The organism is Pandoraea sp. XY-2, assembly GCF_004193915.1.
GTDB classification, from domain to species: domain Bacteria; phylum Pseudomonadota; class Gammaproteobacteria; order Burkholderiales; family Burkholderiaceae; genus Pandoraea; species Pandoraea cepalis.
Genome location: NZ_CP030849.1, coordinates 3,400,273 through 3,420,816 on the forward strand (window position 1 = coordinate 3,400,273; position 20,544 = coordinate 3,420,816).

The following is a 20,544-nucleotide window of genomic DNA, read 5'->3' on the forward strand; positions in this document are numbered from 1 at the left end:
TGAATAATGCTCACATTCGCCGAAAAACTCAAGAGAAGGCAACGCAACACGCCTGCCGCGCCACTCAGGCGCCGCGAATCCCTCAACATCGCCGCGGAGGCAAGACACCATGGGCCACGACCTTTCTGCCCTGACCGTACGCAAACTGACTGTCGATCTGGCCGATGGCTTCGAGCGTCATTGGCACAGCGGCGACGCCTACCGCACCATGTATTACAACGCGCTGTCGATGAGCTTCCCGGTCGGCGAGCAATCGTTCATCGACTCGGTGCGCGACACGATGGATCGCCTGCCCGACGATGCGAGCTACGACACGCTTCGGGCAGACATCGCCCAGTTCATCGGACAGGAAGCGACGCATCGGCACCTGCATGGTCAGTACAACGCACAATTGGCGAAGCAGGGACTGATCAATCACTGGGAGAACTGGGCGACGACACGCATTCAGTGGGCGCGCCGCCGCAAGCTCTCGCCGATGTACATGCTGGCCGTGACGGCCGCCTACGAGCACTGCACGGCGGTATTCGGCGACGGGGCCCTTCGTTACGACCGTTGGCTCGCGAAGGCCGAACCGAAGATGCGCCTGATGTGGCGCTGGCACGCGGCCGAGGAAACGGAGCACAAGGCGGTGGCGTTCGACCTCTATCGCGCTCTAGGCGGCAGCGAACGCCAACGCGTCCTCACGTATCTCTACGTGCTGTTCATGTTTGCAGTAGAGAGCCACGCGCAGACGATCAATAATCTCTGGCATGACGGCACCCTCTTCAAGCCCCGCACGTGGTGGGGTTTCGCCACGATGTTCTTCGGCCGCGATGGTGTCGTCTGGCGTAGCACCGGACCAATGCTCAAGTACCTCGCGCCTTCGTTTCATCCGAACCGACACGGCGATCCGTCGCTCGCCGAAAAGTGGCTGGCGGCGCATCAGGCCAACTGGCGAGCGGTTCGCTGATTTTTACTCGATGCTCGGTTCCTGCTGCCGGGCGCTTCACCCTCGTATCCCTCTGCGGTCGGCCGCCGGGCCGGTGCCCGTTTTCGTCGCTCCACGAAATTCGCTTTGGAAAACGGGCACCGGCCCGACAGCTCGAAACGCGCCCACGCATCGTCGCCCCCTCCCCCACGCCCCCACCTCGCCGCATTTCCCCACCTCGTCGTCACGATGACACCGTCTTCTCATGCGCCCAGGCTCTCGCCGACCGTCCCCACGTGCTGCGCATCTGCTGGTGACGATCGTCGAGAGCCTCGCCATCCCCCAAGCACTTCCCTACGCCCAGTTTCGTGACGTCGTCGCGAAATGTTTCACGCTCCGTCTGGATGCGTCCAGAGCACCTCGCCACGCCCGCATCGTGATGTCTTCGTCGTGAGTTCTTTCTCGCCCTGAGTAGGCCCACTCTGAAACACTTGGCCACGCCGGGTACCGTGATGTCGTCTCCGCGCGCTGTTTCTCTCCCTGATCAGGCCCACACCGAATCACTTAACCGCACCTGGTAATGCGATGTCGGCACGAATTGAAGCATGGGCTGGTTGGACGCATTGTGTTGCAGCGTCGTCGGTAGCCATGGCCGTTGTGGACAGGGCGAGGCGAGGTACTGATGCGATGTCGAGGGTCTCGCCGACCGTCACCAGCAGATGCGCAGCACGTGGGGACGGTCGGCGAGACCCTGCGCGCATGAAGCGGCGGTGTCGTCGTGACGGTGGGGTTGGCGATGGTGGCGGGGTGGGTGGATGGGGAGGTTGCGACGATGGATTGGCTTGTTTCGAGTCGTCGGGCCGGTACCCGTTTTCCAAAGCGAATTTCGTGGAGCGACGAAAACGGGTACCGGCCCGACGACCGACCGCAGCCGGGTGCGAGGGTGAAGCGTCACCCCAACAACGGAATACCGAGTATCAACGCCGAGTGATATGCCACAAGCGGCATCTTGATAATAATAATCACACCTCAAAGCAGCACCGATATCCGCGCAACGTGAAGTCAGTGTGTCAATGACTCAGGCGTGCCCCTTGCACCCTTCGGTGAGAAGCGAAGTTCAGAGGCACGCATAAATCAAAACGAGACGGAGACACAGTCATGAGCAAGGCAGCAGGTTGGCTGCGGGGCGCGCTTGCCCTCGCGGTTTGCGGAGCCGCGGGCGTCGCCCACGCGCAATCGAATGTATCGCTTTACGGTCAGGTCGACGCCTGGGCCGGTGCGGTCAAAACGCCCGGCGGCGAACGCGCCTGGACGCAGGCCGGCGGCGGGATGTCCACGTCGTACTGGGGGATGAAGGGCACGGAAGATCTCGGCGACGGTCTCAAGGCGATCTTTGCGCTGGAAGACTTCTTCCTGCCGCAAACCGGACATTACGGACGCTTCACCGGCGACAGTTTCTTTTCCCGCAATGCCTACGTCGGCCTACAGTCGAATACGCTCGGTACGGTCACGATGGGCCGACTTACCACGTCGTATTTCGTCTCGACGATTCTGTTCAACCCCTTCGTTGACTCGTATACGTTCAGCCCGATGGTCTATCACACGTTCCTTGGCCTCGCCGGTCAAGGCATCGTCGGTGATTCGGGATGGAACAACGCCGTGATGTACGCCACGCCGGATTACAAGGGGCTCGGGGCCAGCGTGTCTTATGCCTTCGGCAACAAAGCCGGCGAGACCGGGCAGAACAAGTGGAGCGCCGCCGCGATGTATTTTCACGGCCCGCTCGCCGCCACGCTCGCGTATCAGCAAGTGAAGTTCGATTCAACGCCCGACGATCAGGCCGGCATCACCGGCTTTCGCAATCAGCAAGCGCTCCAGGCTGGCCTGACTTACGATTTTCACGTCGTCAAACTCTACGGGCAATATCAGTACATCAAGAACACGATCACCGGGGGCAATCTGACGTCGAACGGCGCTCAGTTCGGGGTGTCGGTGCCGCTCGGCGCAGGCAGCGCGATCGCGTCGTACGCCTATACGAAGAATTCTGGCCAGAACGACGTCAGCCGGAATACCTGGGCCGTCGGTTATGACTACAACGTCTCGAAGCGCACCGATCTTTATGTGGCCTACCTGAACGACAAGGTATCCGGGCTGGAGGCCGGGAATACTTTTGGGCTGGGCATGCGAACCAAGTTCTGAGAAACTCCGCTGCACGGACTCGCGCACAGTACAATGCGCGCGCCCCCGCGGCACACGGACAACGGCATAACAAAGGCACAAGGAGAGCACGTTGCTGACCAAATTCTTCAAACTCCAGGAGCATGGCTCCAACGTACGCACCGAAATGGTGGCGGGTCTCACGACCTTCCTGACCATGTCGTACATCATCTTCGTCAACCCCAATATTCTCGGCACGACGGGCATGGACAAGAGCGCCGTGTTCGTGGCGACGTGTCTCGCAGCCGCGATCGGCTCGGTGGTGATGGCCTTCATCGCCAACTACCCGATCGGCATGGCGCCGGGCATGGGGCTGAACGCCTTCTTCGCCTTCACGGTCGTGGGCGCGATGGGCTACACGTGGCAGCAAGCCCTGGGGGCAGTGTTCATCTCAGGCTGTTTGTTCATCATTCTGACGGTGACGGGCATACGCTCCTGGCTGATTGCCGGGGTACCCAAATCGTTGCGATGCGCCATCGCCGCCGGTATCGGTCTGTTCCTCGCCATCATCGCGCTCGGTAACGCCGGCGTGGTCGTCGCCAATCCGGCAACGAAGATCGGCCTGGGCGATCTCCACGCCCCGCAAGCCCTGCTCGCGATTTTCGGCTTCTTCCTGATTGCCGTGCTCGACGCCCTGCGCGTTCGCGGCGCGATCCTGATCGGCATTCTGGCCGTGACGGTGCTCTCGATGGTGTTGGGACTGAATCAGTTCCAGGGCGTTTTCGCCATGCCGCCGAGCCTCGCCCCGACGTTCCTCAAACTCGACATCCCGGGCGCATTGCATGCAGGCTTCGCTCACGTCATTCTGGCCTTCGTGCTGGTGGAAGTGTTTGACGCAACGGGCACGCTGATGGGCGTGGCAAAGCGAGCCGGCCTGCTCGAAGGTACGCACTACAAGGGCCTCGGCCGCGCGCTCTTCGCCGATTCGATTGCGATTTTCTTCGGTTCGCTGTTGGGCACGAGCAGCACGACGGCCTACGTGGAAAGCGCCTCGGGTGTGCAGGCGGGCGGACGCACCGGCCTCACCGCGCTCACGATTGCCGCGCTCTTCATCCTCGCCCTGTTCATCGCGCCGCTGGCCGGTTCGGTGCCCGCCTACGCGGCCGCACCGGCATTGCTCTACGTGGCCGGGTTGATGCTGCGCGAGCTGCTCGACGTGGAGTGGGACGACATCACGGAAGCCACCCCGGCCGCCCTGACCGCCCTCGCCATGCCGTTCACGTATTCGATCGCCACCGGTCTGGCTTTCGGCTTCATCTCGTACGCCGTGCTCAAGCTCTTCACGGGCCGTGCGAAGGATGTCCACCCGGCCGCCTGGGTGATCGCCGTACTCTTCGTGCTGAAGTACGCGTTCTTCCCGAGCTGATCGAGACGATGTCCCGATAGCGTGACGGCCCGCCGGAGCATCCCCGGCGGGCCGTTTGCTTTTGGATGCCAATGAATGAAGGGGGGCGGTCACCGCAGTCGCCACCGTCGCGGCAGTTGTCGCAGTTGCTGGCGTTCGCGCGGCTCCCGCTGTCGCCCGCCTCGCGCTACCCACCTCACCTGCCGCTCACGCCCTCGCCGCCGAAATCAATTCGGCAAGCCCCGTACGATGGCGGCCCTGCGCGTCGAAGTTCTCCGGCGAAAGCCATTGTTCGAACCCCCGGCTGACGGCCGGCCATTCGCCATCCGTGATCGAGAACCACGCCGTGTCGCGACTGCGACCCCGGTAGACGATCGCCTGACGGAATATGCCCTCGAACGTGAACCCGTAACGTGCCGCCGCCCGCCGCGACGGGGCATTGAGCGCGTCGCATTTCCACTCGTATCGGCGATACCCCAACTCGTCGAACGCCCGACGCATCAGCAAGTATTGCGCCTCCGTGCCAGCACGCGTGCGCTTGAGCAACGGCGAGTACGCCACGTGCCCGACTTCAATCACACCGTTCGCCGCGTCGATGCGCATGAGCGCCAACGTCCCCACCGCCCGCCCCGTCTCCCGATCGATGACCGCGTAATGCAACGGGTCGCTGGACGCCGCCATCCTGGTCGCGTACGCGTAGTAGCTGTCGAAATCCGGAAACGGCCCCCACTCATGTATGTCCAGTCGCGACCGTCCGCGGCACTGGCGTACGCCTCGTACAGGTCATTCGCATGACGCTCCACGTCGATCGGCTCGATCCGGCAGTAACGCCCATCGATCGGCGCACGCGGCGGCTGCGCTCTCGACTTCCAGTCCGGCAGCGCCGCACCGATAGGCTGGTCGTATTCGTTGAAATTCGGGGCGTCAGTCATCTCGCTCATCTCTCGCTCATCTCCGGAAGTTGGCGCAACACGCAAGTCATGACGTCTAAAGTATCGCCTCAGTGGTACGATGAAAAGCACCACACGTTGATAATCTCATGGCGCCACATACTCACTCCACCGCTCGGTAAGCCAGACCGGCACCCCGCCCCGCCACTCAGACAGTGACCCAACTCGCAGCGGGACGGGGCGCCGGTCCGGCCACACACGCCCACGGTCATCCCTGAACACCCCTTCTCCCCCTCTCTCGCCATGCCCGCCTTCCCGAAATCCCGTCCCGGCACCCTCGATCCTGCTCCGGAGAACGTCGCCGCACTGTTCGACAGCCCCCTGACGACCGGACTCGGGCGCGCTGGCACCTCGCTTCAGAAACAACTCCTCTCCCGCCTCAAACACGCCATTCTCGAAGGCCGCCTGCCCGCCGGCGCCCGTCTGCCCGCCTCGCGCACGCTCGCCGAAGATCTCGCCATTTCACGCAACACGGTCTCGATCGTCTACGACCAACTGGCCGCCGAAGGCTTTATCGTGCCCCACCGGCTCGGCACCCGCGTCGCCCAACTCCCTCTCGATCCACACTTCGCCGCCAACGCCGCACGTACCGCCAGCGCCAGGACGCCGAAAGCAACAGACCCAGGGGCGACGCCCCCAAACGCCCCCGACGATCCCCCAACACCACTCGCCTCACGCCGCATCCAACGCTTGCCCGCAACGCGCCACGCCGCCCGCGCCGACGAGACGCCCCTGCCGTTTACGCCCGGGGTTCCCGCACTCACGCGCTTTCCCATCAGTACCTGGCGACGCACGCTCGAACGCGTCATGCGTGAAGCCCAACCCCGTCACTATCACTACGGCGATCCCCTCGGCGAACCCGCGCTGCGAGACGCCATTGCCGCGCACTTGCGGATCTCGCGCGGCGTGCGTTGCGATGCGTCGCAAGTCGTGATCACGGAAGGCGCCCACGAGGCGCTGATTCTCTGCGGCCGCCTGCTCACGGATCCCGGCGATACGGTGTGGATGGAAGACCCAGGCTATCGCGGCGCGAAGGCCGCTTTCCATTCGGCCGATGTTCGACTTCACGCACTGCGCGTCGACGATGAGGGGATCGTGATTCCGGAAGGACAGTGGGAACGCTCGCCGCCGCGACTGGTGTATGTCACGCCGTCGCATCAGTATCCGCTCGGCAGTGTGCTGTCGGCCTCGCGCCGCCTCGATCTGATCGCGCAGGCGCGGCGCCACGGCGCCTGGATTCTGGAAGATGATTACGACAGCGAGTTTCGCCATCAAGGCGAACCGATCGCCGCGATGCAGGGGATGGTGGCCAACGCCCCCGTTGTCTATGTGGGGACGTTCAGCAAGACGATGTTTCCCGCGCTGCGCCTGGGCTTTCTGATTCTTCCGACCGCGCTCGCCGCGCAAGCCCGCGACGCCCTCGACGAACTCTTGCGCGGCGGTCACCGCTTCGAACAACTGGCACTGGCGGAATTCATCCGCAGCGGCCAGTTTGCACGGCATCTGGGTCGCATGCGACGGCTGTATCGGGAACGTCAGACGGCTTTGCGCAACGCACTGGCTACGCACTTCGACCCGGCGTATGCGGTGATTGGCGAGCGCTGCGGCCTGCACCTGACGGTGCGGCTCGATCCCGCATTCCCGGACAAGGCAATCGTGGCCGCTGCGCAGCGCGAAGGCATCGGCCCCCGCGCCCTGTCGAGCTTTGCACTCGATCCGCAACCCGCGGATAACGGTCTGGTGATCGGCTACGGCGATACGGACGCGGCACGCATCCCCGGCCTGATCCAGCGGCTCGCCGCGATTGTCGCGGCGCAGCAGCGGGCGACGTTGGCGTCAGTGGCGGCCGACTGACCCCGCCGCCAGCGTTTACGCCGTCTGCACGGCTTTCTTGTCGGCGTCGCGCGCTTGCTCGGCTCGCGCCATCCATAGCGTGAGCAAGACGGCCGCCACCGCAGCCACTGATGCACACAGGTAGACCTCGGCATAGCCGTAAGCCCCGACGATCAGGCCCGCCACCGGTCCGGTCACGCCAAGCGCAACATCGAGGAAGACGGAGTACGCCCCAGTGCCGCACCCCGGTTCTGTGCCGGAACCAGATTGACGGCCGCCACGCCCAACGACGGGAACACGAGCGAGAACCCCGCGCCCGAGAGTGCCGCGCCGAGCAACGCCGTGAATCCCGTGGGCGCGATCCCGAGCACGATCAGGCCGAACGCCTCGAGCGTGAATGACGTCATGGCCACACGGTAGCCGCCGAAGCGCCCGATGCTGCTGCCGAAGAGCAGTCGTACGCCCATGAAGCACACGCCAAACGCCGTCAACGCCAGCGCCGCGTTGTCCCAGTGATGGCTTGCGTAGTAAAGCGTAATGAACGTGGAGATGGCACCAAAACCGATGGAGCCCAGCGCAAGCCCCATGCCGAACGGCAACACGCGACCGAGCACGGCGCGGAATGCAAGACGTTCTCCATGGATGACCGGCGTCGCACGCTTCATGCGCGCGAGCAGCAGACCAGCGACGCCCGCCAGCGCGATCGCCGCGCCAAGTACTTGGATGCCATACGCATTGTCGAGTGCAACGCCAAGCGGCGCGCCCAGCGCAAGCGCGCCGTAGGTTGCCACGCCGTTCCATGAGATGACGCGTGCAGTGTGCGACGGACCCACCTGGCCAATGCCCCACATGATCGCGCCCGTCGACACCCAGCTCTCACCAAAGCCAAGCACAAGACGTCCAAGAATCAGCGTGAGGAGCGCCAGCCACGGCACGCCGGAAAACACACCGCCCAAGGCCACGAGCAACCCGGAGGCGCCGCAAGCCACCAACCCGCATAACACGGTGCGTTTCGGGCCCCAGGCGTCGGCAGTCCGCCCTGCGTAAGGGCGCGAGAGCAACGTCGCAAGGTACTGAACGCTGATGGCCAACCCGGCAATGACCGAGCTGTAAGCGAGATCGACGTGCACGAACGACGGCAACACCGCGAGCGGCAATCCGATCGTCAGATAGCAGAGGAACGTGAAGAACACGGTGGAGACGATCTGCAGCGTCGTGGCGAACGGTGGGTTCGCAGGGCGGGTGTCGTTGGGCATTGCGCAGGAGTTCAGGAATCGACGAAACCCCAGGACGCGCCACCCCACGCGACGGGCAAGCATCCGCGCAGGTCAACTCAATCCTAGGGTTTTCCCGGATCATACGCGGTTTCATGTCTTTTGTGTAAACGCTTAAAAATACCCCCGCGACGGCGTCCGACGACAGCCCGTCGCCTACCGGCCCGCGACCGCACGGACGGCTCCCAGGATGCCCGGGGGTGGCCGTCCTGGTCGGCTCAGCGGTCGACTTCCGCCAGCGCTTTCAGGCTCACGGACAACATGGCCAGGTCGGCGTTACCGGCCGCGACCTGATCGGCCAGCACACGGTGGTAGCGCGCGAGTGCGTCCGCATGCAACGTCTCCCAGTGGGCGACGCGCTTGCCCGCCGAGCTTGCGTCGGCTGGCTCGCCGGCATTACCCGGATCGCGCACCGCCTCGCCGCCCGCCAGCACGCTCGCCGTCAGGCGTCGCCGCAATACCGACAATTCTTCCAGCAAGGTGGCCCGCGCGAGGCGCTGCCAGTGCGTCTGCATCGGCAGGCCGAGCACCCCCGCCTGGAGCCAACCGTAGCCAAGCGGTGCGTCGAGGGCGAAATACACCTGCGCGGCCAGCGACGGTTCGCACCCGCTGCTGCTCGCCACTTCGGCAATGTCGAGCAATGCCACCCGCGCGCCGACGCCCGCGGCCGTTTGTGCAAGCACCGGCGGCACGCCCGCATCGATCATGGTCTGGCATCTGGCCCGCGCGTCATCGGCGGCCGCGCCGCTGACCAGGGTGTCCAGCGTCGGCAGGATGGGCGTGAGCACGGCGCGCAGACGCTCGAGCGTCTGTGGCACGTCGGCCACACGCCGCCGCAAGAACCATAGGGTGGCGTGTTCGTGCCACTGCGCAATCGCGGCAAAGAGCGAGGCCTGCGTTTCGTGCGAGACGCGCGCGTCAAGCGCATCGATCTCGCCCCACAACGTGTCGAGGTCGTAGGCCCCGCGCGCTGCCAGACTGGCCCGCACGACGTCGGCCGGCTCAGCGCCGGTTTCCTCGCTGAGTCGATGCACAAACGTGACCCCCGCCCGGTTGACGAGCGCATTGGCCTGCATCGTCGCGAGAATTTCCCGCTTGAGCGGATGACGCCACATCGCCGCGCCGCATCGGCTCGTGAGCGGCTTGGGAAAGTACGACGGCAGTTCGTCGGCAACGAAATCGGCGTCGGGCAGGTCGCTTGCCAGCAGCAGGTCGTAGAGCCACATCTTGCTGTAGGCCATGAGGACCGCGCGTTCGGGGGAGGTCAGCCCCGCGCCGGACGCACGCCGCGCGTCAAGTGTTTCGTCGTCGGGCAGGAACTCGATGGTGCGCGAGAGCCGCTGCGCCCGCTCCAGGTACCGCATGAAGCGCGTCTCGTCGTCGAGCGACGCCACCGCTCGCAAGCGGCCCAGTGAAAGCGCCTGCGTCTGCAAATAGTTGTCGCGCAACACAAGAGTGCCGACTTCCTCGGTCATCTCCGCGAGCAACGTGTTGCGCTGCTTCAGTGTCATCTCGCCGTCCGTCACCACCAGGCCCAAGAGAATCTTGATGTTGACCTCGTGATCGGAACAATCGACACCGGCCGAATTGTCGATGGCGTCGGTATTGATGCGACCGCCATGCTGCGCGTATTCGATGCGCCCGAGCTGCGTCAGCCCAAGGTTGCCGCCCTCGGCCACGACCTTGCAACGCAGTTCCGCGCCATTCACGCGCAAGCCGTCGTTGGCACGATCGCCCACCTGCGCGTGCGTCTCGGCGCTCGCTTTCACGTACGTGCCAATGCCGCCGTTGTAGAGCAGATCGACCGGCGCTTTCAGCAACGCCCGCAACAGGTCGTTCGGTGCCATCTCCGTGGCCTCGGTGCCGATCAGCTCCCTCACCGGCGCAGAGACCGCAATGGCTTTGGCCGTGCGCGGGAACACGCCGCCGCCCGCCGAAATCAACCGCGTGTCATAGTCGGCCCAGCTGGAACGCGGCAATTGGAACAGGCGCTCGCGCTCGGCAAACGACGTTGCAGCATCGGGCGTGGGGTCGAGGAAGATGTGTCGATGGTCGAACGCAGCCACGAGCCGGATGTGCTTCGAGAGCAACATGCCGTTGCCGAAGACATCGCCCGACATATCGCCGATACCCACCACGGTGAAGTCCTGCGTCTGTGTGTCGACGCCCATCTCGCTGAAATGCCGCTTGACGGACTCCCACGCGCCGCGCGCCGTGATGGCCATCTTCTTGTGGTCGTAGCCGACCGAGCCGCCGGACGCAAAGGCATCGCCGAGCCAGAATCCGTACTCCGCCGAAATGGCGTTGGCGTAATCGGAAAAAGTCGCCGTCCCTTTGTCGGCCGCGACGACGAGATACGGATCGTCGCCGTCGATGCGCACGGTCTGCAACGGAGGCACCAGTTGGCCGTCGACGTAGTTGTCGGTCAGATCCAGCAGCCCGCGCAGGAATGTCTGGTAGCACGCCACCCCCTCGGCCAGATAAGCATCCCGGTCGCCTGGCGATGGCGGTTGCTTCACCACGAACCCGCCCTTCGAACCGACCGGCACGATGACAGTGTTCTTCACCATCTGCGCCTTGACGAGACCCAGCACCTCGGTGCGGAAGTCTTCGCGGCGATCCGACCAGCGCAAGCCACCACGCGCCACACGCCCTCCACGCAAATGCACGCCCTCCACGCGGGGCGAATACACCCAGATCTCGAACATTGGCTTGGGCTCCGGCAAGCCCGGTACCTTCGATGGATCGAACTTGAACGACAGATAGGTCTTCTGCGTTACGCCGTCCTTGCCGGTCTGGAAGTAATTGGTGCGCAAGGTCGCTTCGAGCACGCCAAGAAATTGACGCAGGATGCGATCCTCGTCGAGGTTGGGAACATCTTCGAGCGCCGCGTGAATTTGCGCCCGTAGCCGCTCCGCCTGCGACGCACGAACCTGCGCCGCCAGCCCCGGATCGAAGCGGGCCAGGAACAACCGCACGAGCATGCCCGAAATCGACGGATTACCGGTCAGCGCGTTCTCAATGTACGCATTGCTGAAGGTCGAGCCCACCTGGCGGATGTACTTCGCGTAGGCGCGCAAAATGCGGACTTCACGCCAGGTCAGCCCGGCGCGTAATACCAGCCGATTAAGGTCATCGTTCTCGACGTCGCCCGCCCAGATGCGCGCGAACGCCTCCTCGAAGCGCAGGCGGGCATTCTCCAGGTCGACATCCGCGCCGTCGAGGCTGGTCATGCCGAAGTCGTGCATCCAGACAACGCCGGTGTCGGCCGGCTCGATTCGATAGGGGCGCTCGTCGTTGACGCGCACGCCGAGGTGTTCGAGCATCGGCAGGCTGCGCGAGAGTGCGATGGGCTCGCCCGCCTGGTAGATCTTGAAGCGCAGCGTGCCGGGCGCGGCCTCCAGCGGCCGGTAGAGCTGCATGGCCAGCGCCGTGGCGTCGGGAGATCCGGCCGGCACCGCGTGTCCGACGCTCAACAGCGGCTCGATCAACTCGACGTCGCGCACCGCCATGCGCGCGGCGTAGTCTTCTCGATACGCCGCGGGGAACGCCTGCGCGTACCGCCGCAGTGCGCGCGTGCCGCGCTCTTCGCCGAACTGCTCGCGCAGCGCGTCGGACAGATCGTCCTGCCAGCGGCGGGTCGCCTCGACGATGCGCGCTTCCAGTTCGTTGACATCGACATCCGGCACATTGCCCGGCTCGGTCCGCACGGTGATGTGAATGCGCGCGAGCATCGACTCGGAGAGCTGCGGCGTGAATTCAACACTGGTCCCGTGATACGCCGCCTGCAACAAGTTCTGCACGCGCACGCGCAAATCGGTGTTGAATTTCTCGCGCGGCACGAAGACCAGGCACGAGACGAAGCGATCGAAGCGGTCGCGCCGCACGAACAGGCGCGTGCGCTGACGCTCCTGCAATCGCAGAATGCCCAGCGCGATATTGGCCAGGGGATCGACGTCGATCTGAAAGAGTTCGTCGCGCGGATATTGTTCGAGGATCGTCGCGAGCGTCTTGGCCAGATGCCCGTTCGGCAGGAAGCCGGTGCGCCCGATCACTTCGGCCACCTTGCGTCGCACGAGCGGAATTTCGTCGGCGGGCACCATGTAGACGTTCGACGTGTACAGCCCGAGGAAGCGCCGCTCACCGCACACGCGCCCCTGCGCATCGAAGCATTTGACGCCTACGTAATCGAGATAGCCGGGACGATGGACACTCGCCCGCGAATTGGCCTTGGTCAGAAAGATCGGCGTACTCGTCTGGGCCACGCCAATGGCCCCGGGCGACAGGCGCGTCTCGTCGGGGGTGCTGGCATCGCGGCGGGCCTCGCGCAATACGCCAAGCCCCGTACCCGCCACGCCTTGCAGGTAGTGCTCGCCGTCGCGCACGACCAGCGCGTAATCGCGATAACCGAGGAACGTGAAATGCCGGGCAAGCATCCAGTCGAGAAACGCCTGCGCTTCGTCAATCTCCACGCGCTCCGGCGGGCTCACGCTCGTTTGCCCGGCCCGCTGCCGAAGGGACTCGATGGCCGCATGCGCGGCCGCCTGCATCGCTCGCCAGTCTTCGACCGCCGCGCGTACGTCGCCAAGCACGCGCTGCAATCCGTCAGCCAGTGCCTGAATGCGGTCCGGCTCGGAAAATCGGTCGACTTCGATGTGGATATACGACTCGAAGCGGCCGCTGTCGGCGCTCGCATCGCCCGCCCGTTGCGCCGTCGCGCCCGACGCCAGCAGCGCCCCGACGTCGCCGCCGTTCACGCCGTTCTCCCCTTTACTGCCGCTATCGCCGCCATCACCGTGATCGCCCGTCACCCGCTCGCCCGCGGACACCGGCTGCCCAAGGCCACCGCCTGGCGACACGGCGAGGCGCTTGCCCGCGCCGTCGCGCTTGATGCGATAGACCGGGTGAAACGCGGAGTGCAGTGCGAGCCCCTGCCGGTTGATCTCCATCGTCACCGAATCGACGAGAAACGGCATGTCGTCGTTGACGATCTCGACGACCGTATGGCTGCAATGCCAGCCATGCTGATCGAGCGTGGGGTTGTAGATGCGGATGCGCGGCTCGCCGCTGACGAACTTCTGGCCGAGTTGCCAATGCGCCATCGCCGCGCCATACAGGTCGTCGACACTGCGCGAGACAACGTCCTCGGCATCGGCCAGACCGTAGTAATGCCGCACGAAGGGCTCGAACAGCGCGACCACGTCGGGCGCACGCTCACGGGCCATCGCGACGACTTCCGCCATATGCTGGCGGACTTTCTCTTCCGGATTCACAGGCATGGGCAACCTCTGCGGGAATGGACGAGACATCGACAAGCAAAGCCATGCTACGCCCGGCGGCCCCGGACTGGCAACGGCGGGATCCCTAACCCCGCGTCGGCGCCAACCCCGGCGGCCCCGGTCGGCCCGGTATAATTGCGCATGAACTCAAAAGCCACCGATTCGCGCACCGACAGCGCCCCCTTCTCGAGCCTGCCGCTCTCGCCTGCCATGCAGGAGAACCTCGCACGGCTGGGTTACGTCTCGATGACGCCCATCCAGCAGGCGTCGCTCCCCGATATGCTCGCCGGGCACGACCTCATTGCTCAGGCCAAGACCGGCAGCGGCAAGACCGCCGCATTCTCGCTCGGCCTGCTCCAGCGTGTCGATGCCCGCGATTTCGCGGTGCAGGCCGCCGTGCTCTGCCCCACGCGAGAACTCGCCGAGCAGGTGGCGCAGGAAGTGCGACGCATCGCGCGCGCCGAAGACAACATCAAGATCCTGACGCTTTGCGGCGGCGCACCGCTGCGTCCGCAGGCGGAAAGCCTCGCCCACGGCGCGCACGTGGTCGTCGGCACGCCGGGCCGCATCATGGATCACCTGGAGCGCGGCACGCTCTCGCTCGCCGGGATCAAGACGTTGGTGCTCGACGAAGCCGATCGCATGCTCGACATGGGCTTTTTCGACGACATCGCCACGGTCGCACGTCAAACGCCCGCCTCGCGCCAGACGCTGCTCTTCTCCGCCACCTACCCGGAGGGCATCGCGAAGCTCGCACAGCGCCTGCTGCGCACGCCGCGCGAAATTCGTCTGACAGAGAAGCACGACGCCAGCAAGATTCGCCAACGCTTCTACGAAGTGCGCGAAGAGGAACGTCTGCACGCCGTGGGCCAGTTGCTCGATCATTTCCGGCCGGTCAGCACCATCGCGTTCTGTAATACGCGAGCGCAATGCCGCGATCTGACCGACGTGCTGCGCGCTGAAGGTTTTCACGCCCTGACGCTGCACGGCGAGCTGGAGCAGCGCGAGCGCGACCTCGTGCTGATCCAGTTCGCGAACCGCAGTTGCTCGGTGCTGGTCGCCACCGACGTGGCCGCTCGCGGGCTGGACATCACGCAACTCGAAGCCGTGATCAACGTCGATGTGACGCCCGACCCCGAGGTGTATGTGCACCGCATCGGCCGCACGGGCCGCGCCGACGAAGCGGGCTGGGCCTTCAGCCTGGCAAGCATGAACGAGATGGGCCGCGTGGGTAACCTCGAAGCGGCGCTGGGCCACGAAGTGCCGTGGCACAAGCTCGAGGAACTCACGCCGTCAGGCGGCGGGCACCTGCTGCCGCCAATGGTCACGCTCCAGATGCTGGGCGGCAAGAAAGACAAGATCCGGCCGGGCGACGTACTCGGCGCCCTCACCGGCGAAGCCGGCTTTGCCGCCAGCCAGATCGGAAAAATCAACGTTCTGGATAACTTCACGTATATTGCGGTGGAGCGCGACATCGCCCCGGTGGCGTTGCGCAAGTTGTCCGACGGCCGCGTCAAGGGCCGCAAGGTCAAGGTAAGATTCCTGCAGGATTAAGGGCGGGTCAGACCCCGACATCCGCCGCCGTTTTCGGATCGTCCCCTGCGCGCCGCGCGCGGCAAGGAGGCTGCAATGAGGTCACTGCGTACCCTTTGGTTCTCTCCTGTCGCGCGCCGTGCGCGATGTTCGGCACTCGCCGCGCTTGCCGCAGGCTGGCTGACGGCCTGCAGCACCCAGGGCGTGCCGCCCAACCCTGTCCTCACCGAAGACACGCTCGACGAGTACGCGATCGTCATCGTTGGCCTCGACACGCCACTGCAAAGCACCTGGGGCCCGTGGAATTACTCGGACTTCTCACAGACAGTGAATGGCATCGTCGGCGGCAAGGTCACGCGCACACTCAACAGCAATCCGCCGACGCGTGGCTTCGTGGCCATGCGCGTCTCGCCGCTCATGCGCAACGAGCGCTTCGGTCCGATGGAATTCACGCCGGCCGACAAGAGTTATCGCTTTCGCTATTGCAAGGGCCGCAAGGTGCCAACGGTGCAGGTTCAGCGGGGCGATGTGATCTACGCGGGCACGCTGATGCTCGATAGCCACGACGGCAAGCTCTGGCTGCGCACCGAATTCGACATGGCCGGTGCGCGGCGCTTCGTGCAGGCGAACTATCCGTCGCTGGCCGGCAAGCTCCAGCCGCAACCGTTTACCTATTTCGAAGTGAAGAGCGAGCCCGGCTGCCGGTGAGTCCTGCCGGCACGCTTACTGCTCGTCGACGTCCTTGCCCGGCGCCAGGACGATCTCGCGCCCTTCGCACAACGCCTCGGCCCGCGCGCTGAGTTCGCTGGCCACGTCCGCCAGATGCCGCCGCAGGGTGTCGGCAAGCACCGACTCGGGTTCATGCGACGGTCGCAACATCTCGACCGGAAATTCGATGGCCGGAGCCACGCGATACAGGCGCTGCGCCTGCTCATGGGCACTGGCCGCCGTGAATTGATCGAGCAGCGCGTAGCCCAGACCGTGCTCGACAAGCGCCGCCGCGAGCGAATAGGTCTGCACCATCACTTCGGCGTCCTGCAACAACTCGGTCTGCTCCAGACGCTCGGTGATCAGGGCACCGAGCGGTGTGTCGTCGTGCAGCTTGATGAGATCGCGCCCAGCGAGCGCATCGGCACTGGCCGGCCCGCGTCGCGAGAGCTTCGGCCACGCCGCGGGCACCGCCAGCACAATATGCCCCTGCGCCACCGGACGGCTCACGATGCCGGCCGCCATCGGCGGGGCCGACACGATGCCCACGTCGACCGACGAGGTGAGGATCGCCGTGATCATCTCGGTCGTGTGGTGTGTAATGAGTTCGAAGACCACGTCTGGATGCGCGCGCCGCATGCGCTCGATGGCGGCAGGCAACAGGCTCTGCGCAAGACTCGGTGTCGCAGCAATGCGTAGATGACCCACGCCATGCTGGCGCAGATTGCGCGACGTGGTACGCAGGCGTTCCAGATCGCTGAAGATGCGTTCGACATCGGGGTAGAGGCGACGTGCTTCGGCCGTCGGCACGAGCCGACCCTTGACGCGGTCGAACAGCTTGAAGCCGAGTTGCTGTTCGGCATGCTGCAACACGCGCGAGACGACGGGTTGCGAGACGTTGAGCAATTGCGCGGCGCCGCTGGCCGAGCCCGTCAGTACCACTGCGCGAAACGTCTCGATATGCCGCAATTTCATGCCTGACGTCGTCCCCGTGTCGCGGAAAGTGGATCGGCGGCGGTGCCGACCCTATAGCCAAAAGACATATGCTGCCTCAAATCCGCATAGGTTACCGAATTTTCTCGCCCTACACTGCGTAGCAAAGGTGGGGGAAACACGGCCGCGAGGCCCCACCCTCCCACGCCGAATATTTTCCCGCCTTGCATTCCCTGACGTTTTTGGTTGTCATTCATCGCTATGCACATTGGAGTCATCGGGGCGGGCATCGTAGGCCTCGCCAGCGCGTATGAACTGCTGCGCGCAGGCCATGCGGTCACGGTCATCGACGCCGGACGCGGTCCGGGTCTGGCGACAAGTTTCGCCAACGGTGGCCAACTGAGCTACGGGTACGTGTCGCCACTGGCCGCCCCCGGCGTACTTTCGCAATTGCCCTCGCTGCTGTTCTCTCGCACCGGACCGCTGAGAATCAAGCCGTCGTTCGATCCGGACTTCTGGCGCTGGTCGATCGCATTCGTCAAGCATTGCAATGCGCAGGCGAACGCCAGCTCCACGTTGCGTTTGCTCTCGCTCGGCCTGCACAGCCGTGCGGTGATGCAGGAATTTCTGGCGCGGGAATCGGTGTCGTTCGATTACCGTCTGAGCGGCAAGCTCGTCGTGTACCGCGATGCGGACAAGCTCGCCGCCGCCGAACGCTCGCTCGAACTGGCCAACGGACTCGGCTACACACAGCGACGGGTCGACGCCGCGACATGCGCCATGCTGGAGCCCGCCCTGGAGACGATCGCCGGTGAGCTGGCCGGCGGAATTCACACGCCGGGCGAAGGCACCGGCGACTGCCAGTCGTTATGCATGGAACTGGCGCGGATCGTCGGTGCGCACGCCGACGGCAGGTTGCTGTATGAACGCGAAGCGACCGGCTTCGATGTGCATGGCGGCACGGTGCGGTCGATTCGCACACGCATGGGCGACGTGGCCGTCGATGCCTGTGTCGTCGCCAATGGCCTGGCGGCGATGCCGTTGCTGCACAAGGTCGGCGAGTCGGTGTCGCTTTACCCGCTCAAGGGCTACAGCCTGACGTATCGCCACGCCCCGGTCGACGCGCGTCCGCAGGTATCGGTGACGGACGCCGACAACAAGGTCGTCTACGCCAGCCTCGGCGAGCATCTGCGAGTGGCGGGCATGGCCGACCTCGTGGGGTACGACTATCGCATCGCGGCCCGGCGCATCCAGGCGCTGCGCACGCTCTCGGCGGCGTTGTTTCCCGCATTGGCCGGCGAGCGGGCCCCGCTGGAATGGACCGGTATGCGACCGGCCACGCCGCACGGCCGCCCGATCCTCCAGCGCGCGGATACGTTGGACAATTTGTGGCTGAACGTCGGCCATGGCGGGTTGGGCTTCACGTTGTCGATGGGCGCGGCGCGCGTGATTGCCGATGCCATCGGCGGCAAGCGTCCCGCGGTCGATCTGGCAGGGTTTGCCCGGCTGGCCGCGTGAATCGCGTTGATCGAACATAGCCGGCCTCCCGGGTCGATCGCCGTCATGACACGGGGCGTTACGGGGTATTGCGGGGCGTCGTTTCCGTGGGGAACAGCGGAAGGACGTGTCGGGTTGTATCAGTGTTTTTGGCAGTTGACATACCAACGGCGCGGACCACCGTGCCATTCACTTCCGATAGGACAGAGACCATGAAGAAGCTGTTTGCTCCCCTGCTGCTCGTCAGCGCCGCCGCCGCCCTGTTCGCGCACACCGCGAGCGCGCAGGAACTGACCGGCACGCTCAAGAAGATCAAGGACACCGGCGTGATCGCGCTCGGGGTGCGGGAGTCGTCGATTCCGTTCTCGTACACGGACAACGCCGGCAAGACGATCGGCTACTCGCAGGAAATCGCGCTCAAGATCGTCGACGCCGTCAAGAAAGACCTGAACCTGCCGAACCTGAAGGTCACGGAGACGCCGATCACCTCGCAGAACCGTATCGCGCTGGTGCAGAACGGCACGATCGACCTGGAATGCGGCTCGACCACGCACACGTTCGAGCGCGAGAAGCAAGTGGGCTTCTCGCACAACATCTTCCTGTACTCGATCAAGATGATCGCCAAGTCGGGCTCGGGCATCACCGATCTGAACAGCCTGAAGGGCAAGACGATCGCGACGACCGCCGGCACGACCGCCGATCGGATTCTCTCGGGCAAGAAGGGCGAGGTCGGCTTCAACCTGATTCAGACGAAGGATCACTCGGACGGCTTCCTGACCGTCAAGCAAGGCCGCTCGGTGGCCTTCGTGATGGACGAGCCGCTGCTCTACGGCCAGCGCGCCGCCCTGTCGGCCGACGAAGCCAAGGGCTACGAAGTCGTCGGTCCGAACCTCCAGTTCGAAAACTATGCCTGCATGCTGCGCCATGACGATCCGGCGTTCACGAAGGTCGTGGACACGGTCATCGCCAAGATGGAGAAGTCCGGCGAGATGGAGAAGCTGTACAACAAGTGGTTCATGGAACCGGTGCCGCCGAAGAACCAGAATATGCACTATCCGATGACGGCGGAAATGCGTGCCATGTTCAAGGATCCGATCACCAAGGCTTACGACTGATCCTGTCGGACGCCGTGCGGGGCGGGGCCACGGCCCCTGCCCTCGCGCGCGATCCCGATGTTTGCCGTTCCCGTTGAATGATGGTCATCACCATGAACTCGCACGCCACGCTCGGCATCCTCGGCGGCATGGGCCCCGCCGCCGGCATCGACCTCTGCCGCAAGATCGTCGATCAACATCCGGCCCACCGCGATCAGGATCACATCCCGTTCATTCTCTACTCGGTTCCCCAGATCCCGACCGCACCGAGGCGCTATTGCGCGACGGTGCTTCACCGCTGGACGGCATGCTCGACGGCGTTCACGCGCTGGAGCAGTCTGGCGTTGGCTGCATTGCCATTGCCTGCAACACGGCCCATGCCTGGCTTGACGCACTGCGTCATCGCACCCGGCTGCCGGTGCTCGATGTGGTCGAAGCCGTCGCGGGCGAGCTGGCCCAATGCGTCGCGCCGGGCGCGCTCATCGGCCTGATGGCCACCGAAGGCACCCATCACGCCAACGTCTACCGGCCACGGCTCGAAGCGCTGGGCTATCGCTTCGTTCAGGTTGCCGAACCGCTTGCGCACCAGGCGCTCGTGAACGAAGGCATCCGGCTGACCAAGGCTGGGGAGAATCGTCGCGGCGGCGAGGCCCTCGCCATGGCGATGGAGACCCTGCTGTCGGCCGGCGCGCAACGCGTCATTCTCGGGTGTACGGAAATCCCGGTGGCGCTGGCCACCTGTGAAACACCGCTGGGCCGCTTCGGCCTGGACGCCTCGGCCGCCCTCGCGCGCGCCTGCATCGCCTGGTCGCTTGCGCACGAGACGCCCACGGGAAAATCGCGCCAGTGAATGTCCCGATGTGCGGAAGTGCCATCTGACGGGCAATTCCAAGCAAATACTGGCGACAGGCCAGCCGCCGTGCAGGAATAATCCCCGATCGCCTTGTCAGAAAAAAACCTACGCGAGAAAACGT

12 protein-coding genes and 2 pseudogenes are annotated in these 20,544 nt (G+C 64.8%); 9 read left to right on the forward strand and 5 right to left on the reverse strand.

What is annotated here, in order from left to right; all coding sequences use genetic code 11:
• Positions 1-109: 109 nt before the first annotated feature.
• The 3 genes from DRB87_RS15320 to DRB87_RS15330 all read left to right on the forward strand — a co-directional run bounded on the left by DRB87_RS15320 (position 110) and on the right by DRB87_RS15330 (position 4,490).
• A complete protein-coding gene (locus DRB87_RS15320) occupies positions 110-949 on the forward strand; it encodes a metal-dependent hydrolase (RefSeq protein WP_130026512.1) in 840 nt (279 codons plus the stop codon).
• 1,116 nt (positions 950-2,065) lie between these two features.
• Positions 2,066-3,106, forward strand: a complete 1,041-nt coding sequence (locus DRB87_RS15325) for a porin (RefSeq protein ID WP_130026513.1) — start codon at positions 2,066-2,068, stop codon at positions 3,104-3,106.
• Positions 3,107-3,197: 91 nt separating this feature from the next.
• Positions 3,198-4,490: an NCS2 family permease gene (locus DRB87_RS15330; protein WP_130026514.1), complete on the forward strand. Its 1,293-nt coding sequence runs from the start codon at positions 3,198-3,200 to the stop codon at positions 4,488-4,490.
• Between the two features lie 186 nt (positions 4,491-4,676).
• Here the strand turns inward: DRB87_RS15330 and DRB87_RS15335 are convergent.
• Positions 4,677-5,401, reverse strand: a pseudogene (locus DRB87_RS15335) (GNAT family N-acetyltransferase).
• 261 nt (positions 5,402-5,662) lie between these two features.
• Between DRB87_RS15335 and DRB87_RS15340 the strand changes: the two are divergent.
• Complete coding sequence (locus DRB87_RS15340) at positions 5,663-7,273, forward strand: PLP-dependent aminotransferase family protein (protein WP_240756011.1); 1,611 nt, start codon at positions 5,663-5,665, stop codon at positions 7,271-7,273.
• A gap of 15 nt (positions 7,274-7,288) precedes the next feature.
• Here DRB87_RS15340 and DRB87_RS15345 read toward each other — a convergent pair.
• Positions 7,289-8,508: pseudogene (locus DRB87_RS15345) on the reverse strand (MFS transporter).
• A 236-nt stretch (positions 8,509-8,744) separates the two neighbouring features.
• Positions 8,745-13,805, reverse strand: coding sequence for an NAD-glutamate dehydrogenase (locus DRB87_RS15350; RefSeq protein ID WP_130026515.1), 5,061 nt, complete (start codon positions 13,803-13,805; stop codon positions 8,745-8,747).
• A gap of 141 nt (positions 13,806-13,946) precedes the next feature.
• On the opposite strand from DRB87_RS15350, the gene dbpA reads away from it, so the two are divergent.
• Together dbpA and DRB87_RS15360 are read left to right on the forward strand one after the other, a co-directional pair.
• Positions 13,947-15,359, forward strand: coding sequence for an ATP-dependent RNA helicase DbpA (dbpA, locus tag DRB87_RS15355; RefSeq protein ID WP_026131565.1), 1,413 nt, complete (start codon positions 13,947-13,949; stop codon positions 15,357-15,359).
• A 75-nt stretch (positions 15,360-15,434) separates the two neighbouring features.
• Entirely contained in the window at positions 15,435-16,046 is a 612-nt protein-coding gene (locus DRB87_RS15360; protein ID WP_017231799.1) for a hypothetical protein, read from the forward strand.
• A 15-nt stretch (positions 16,047-16,061) separates the two neighbouring features.
• Here the strand turns inward: DRB87_RS15360 and DRB87_RS15365 are convergent, their stop codons facing one another.
• Positions 16,062-17,021 carry a LysR family transcriptional regulator gene (locus DRB87_RS15365; protein WP_130026516.1) on the reverse strand — a complete coding sequence of 320 codons (960 nt, stop codon included), beginning with the start codon at positions 17,019-17,021 and terminating at the stop codon, positions 16,062-16,064.
• 219 nt (positions 17,022-17,240) lie between these two features.
• Here DRB87_RS15365 and DRB87_RS15370 point away from each other — a divergent pair, with 219 nt between their 5' ends.
• Both DRB87_RS15370 and DRB87_RS15375 read left to right on the forward strand, forming a co-directional pair.
• Complete coding sequence (locus DRB87_RS15370; RefSeq protein ID WP_130026517.1) at positions 17,241-18,497, forward strand: D-amino acid dehydrogenase; 1,257 nt, start codon at positions 17,241-17,243, stop codon at positions 18,495-18,497.
• Between the two features lie 191 nt (positions 18,498-18,688).
• Positions 18,689-19,591: a transporter substrate-binding domain-containing protein gene (locus tag DRB87_RS15375; protein WP_017231796.1), complete on the forward strand. Its 903-nt coding sequence runs from the start codon at positions 18,689-18,691 to the stop codon at positions 19,589-19,591.
• Here the strand turns inward: DRB87_RS15375 and DRB87_RS23685 are convergent.
• Positions 19,582-19,794, reverse strand: coding sequence for a hypothetical protein (locus DRB87_RS23685; RefSeq protein ID WP_240756012.1), 213 nt, complete (start codon positions 19,792-19,794; stop codon positions 19,582-19,584). The two genes, DRB87_RS15375 and DRB87_RS23685, sit on opposite strands and share 10 nt — an antisense overlap.
• A gap of 53 nt (positions 19,795-19,847) precedes the next feature.
• Between DRB87_RS23685 and DRB87_RS15385 the strand changes: the two genes are divergently transcribed.
• The gene (locus DRB87_RS15385; RefSeq protein ID WP_240756013.1) at positions 19,848-20,420 is read left to right on the forward strand and encodes an aspartate/glutamate racemase family protein; all 573 of its coding nucleotides are present in this window, start codon (positions 19,848-19,850) and stop codon (positions 20,418-20,420) included.
• Positions 20,421-20,544 lie beyond the last annotated feature (124 nt).

What these genes read in the sequence shown, in the direction of transcription:
- DRB87_RS15320 (WP_130026512.1), top strand. Translation starts at nt 110, where the DNA reads ATGGGCCACGACCTTTCTGCCCTGACCGTACGCAAACTGACTGTCGAT.
- DRB87_RS15325 (WP_130026513.1), top strand. Translation starts at nt 2,066, where the DNA reads ATGAGCAAGGCAGCAGGTTGGCTGCGGGGCGCGCTTGCCCTCGCGGTT.
- DRB87_RS15340 (WP_240756011.1), top strand. Translation starts at nt 5,663, where the DNA reads ATGCCCGCCTTCCCGAAATCCCGTCCCGGCACCCTCGATCCTGCTCCG.
- DRB87_RS15350 (WP_130026515.1), bottom strand. Translation starts at nt 13,805, where the DNA reads ATGCCTGTGAATCCGGAAGAGAAAGTCCGCCAGCATATGGCGGAAGTC.
- dbpA (WP_026131565.1), top strand. Translation starts at nt 13,947, where the DNA reads ATGAACTCAAAAGCCACCGATTCGCGCACCGACAGCGCCCCCTTCTCG.
- DRB87_RS15360 (WP_017231799.1), top strand. Translation starts at nt 15,435, where the DNA reads ATGAGGTCACTGCGTACCCTTTGGTTCTCTCCTGTCGCGCGCCGTGCG.
- DRB87_RS15365 (WP_130026516.1), bottom strand. Translation starts at nt 17,021, where the DNA reads ATGAAATTGCGGCATATCGAGACGTTTCGCGCAGTGGTACTGACGGGC.
- DRB87_RS15370 (WP_130026517.1), top strand. Translation starts at nt 17,241, where the DNA reads ATGCACATTGGAGTCATCGGGGCGGGCATCGTAGGCCTCGCCAGCGCG.
- DRB87_RS15375 (WP_017231796.1), top strand. Translation starts at nt 18,689, where the DNA reads ATGAAGAAGCTGTTTGCTCCCCTGCTGCTCGTCAGCGCCGCCGCCGCC.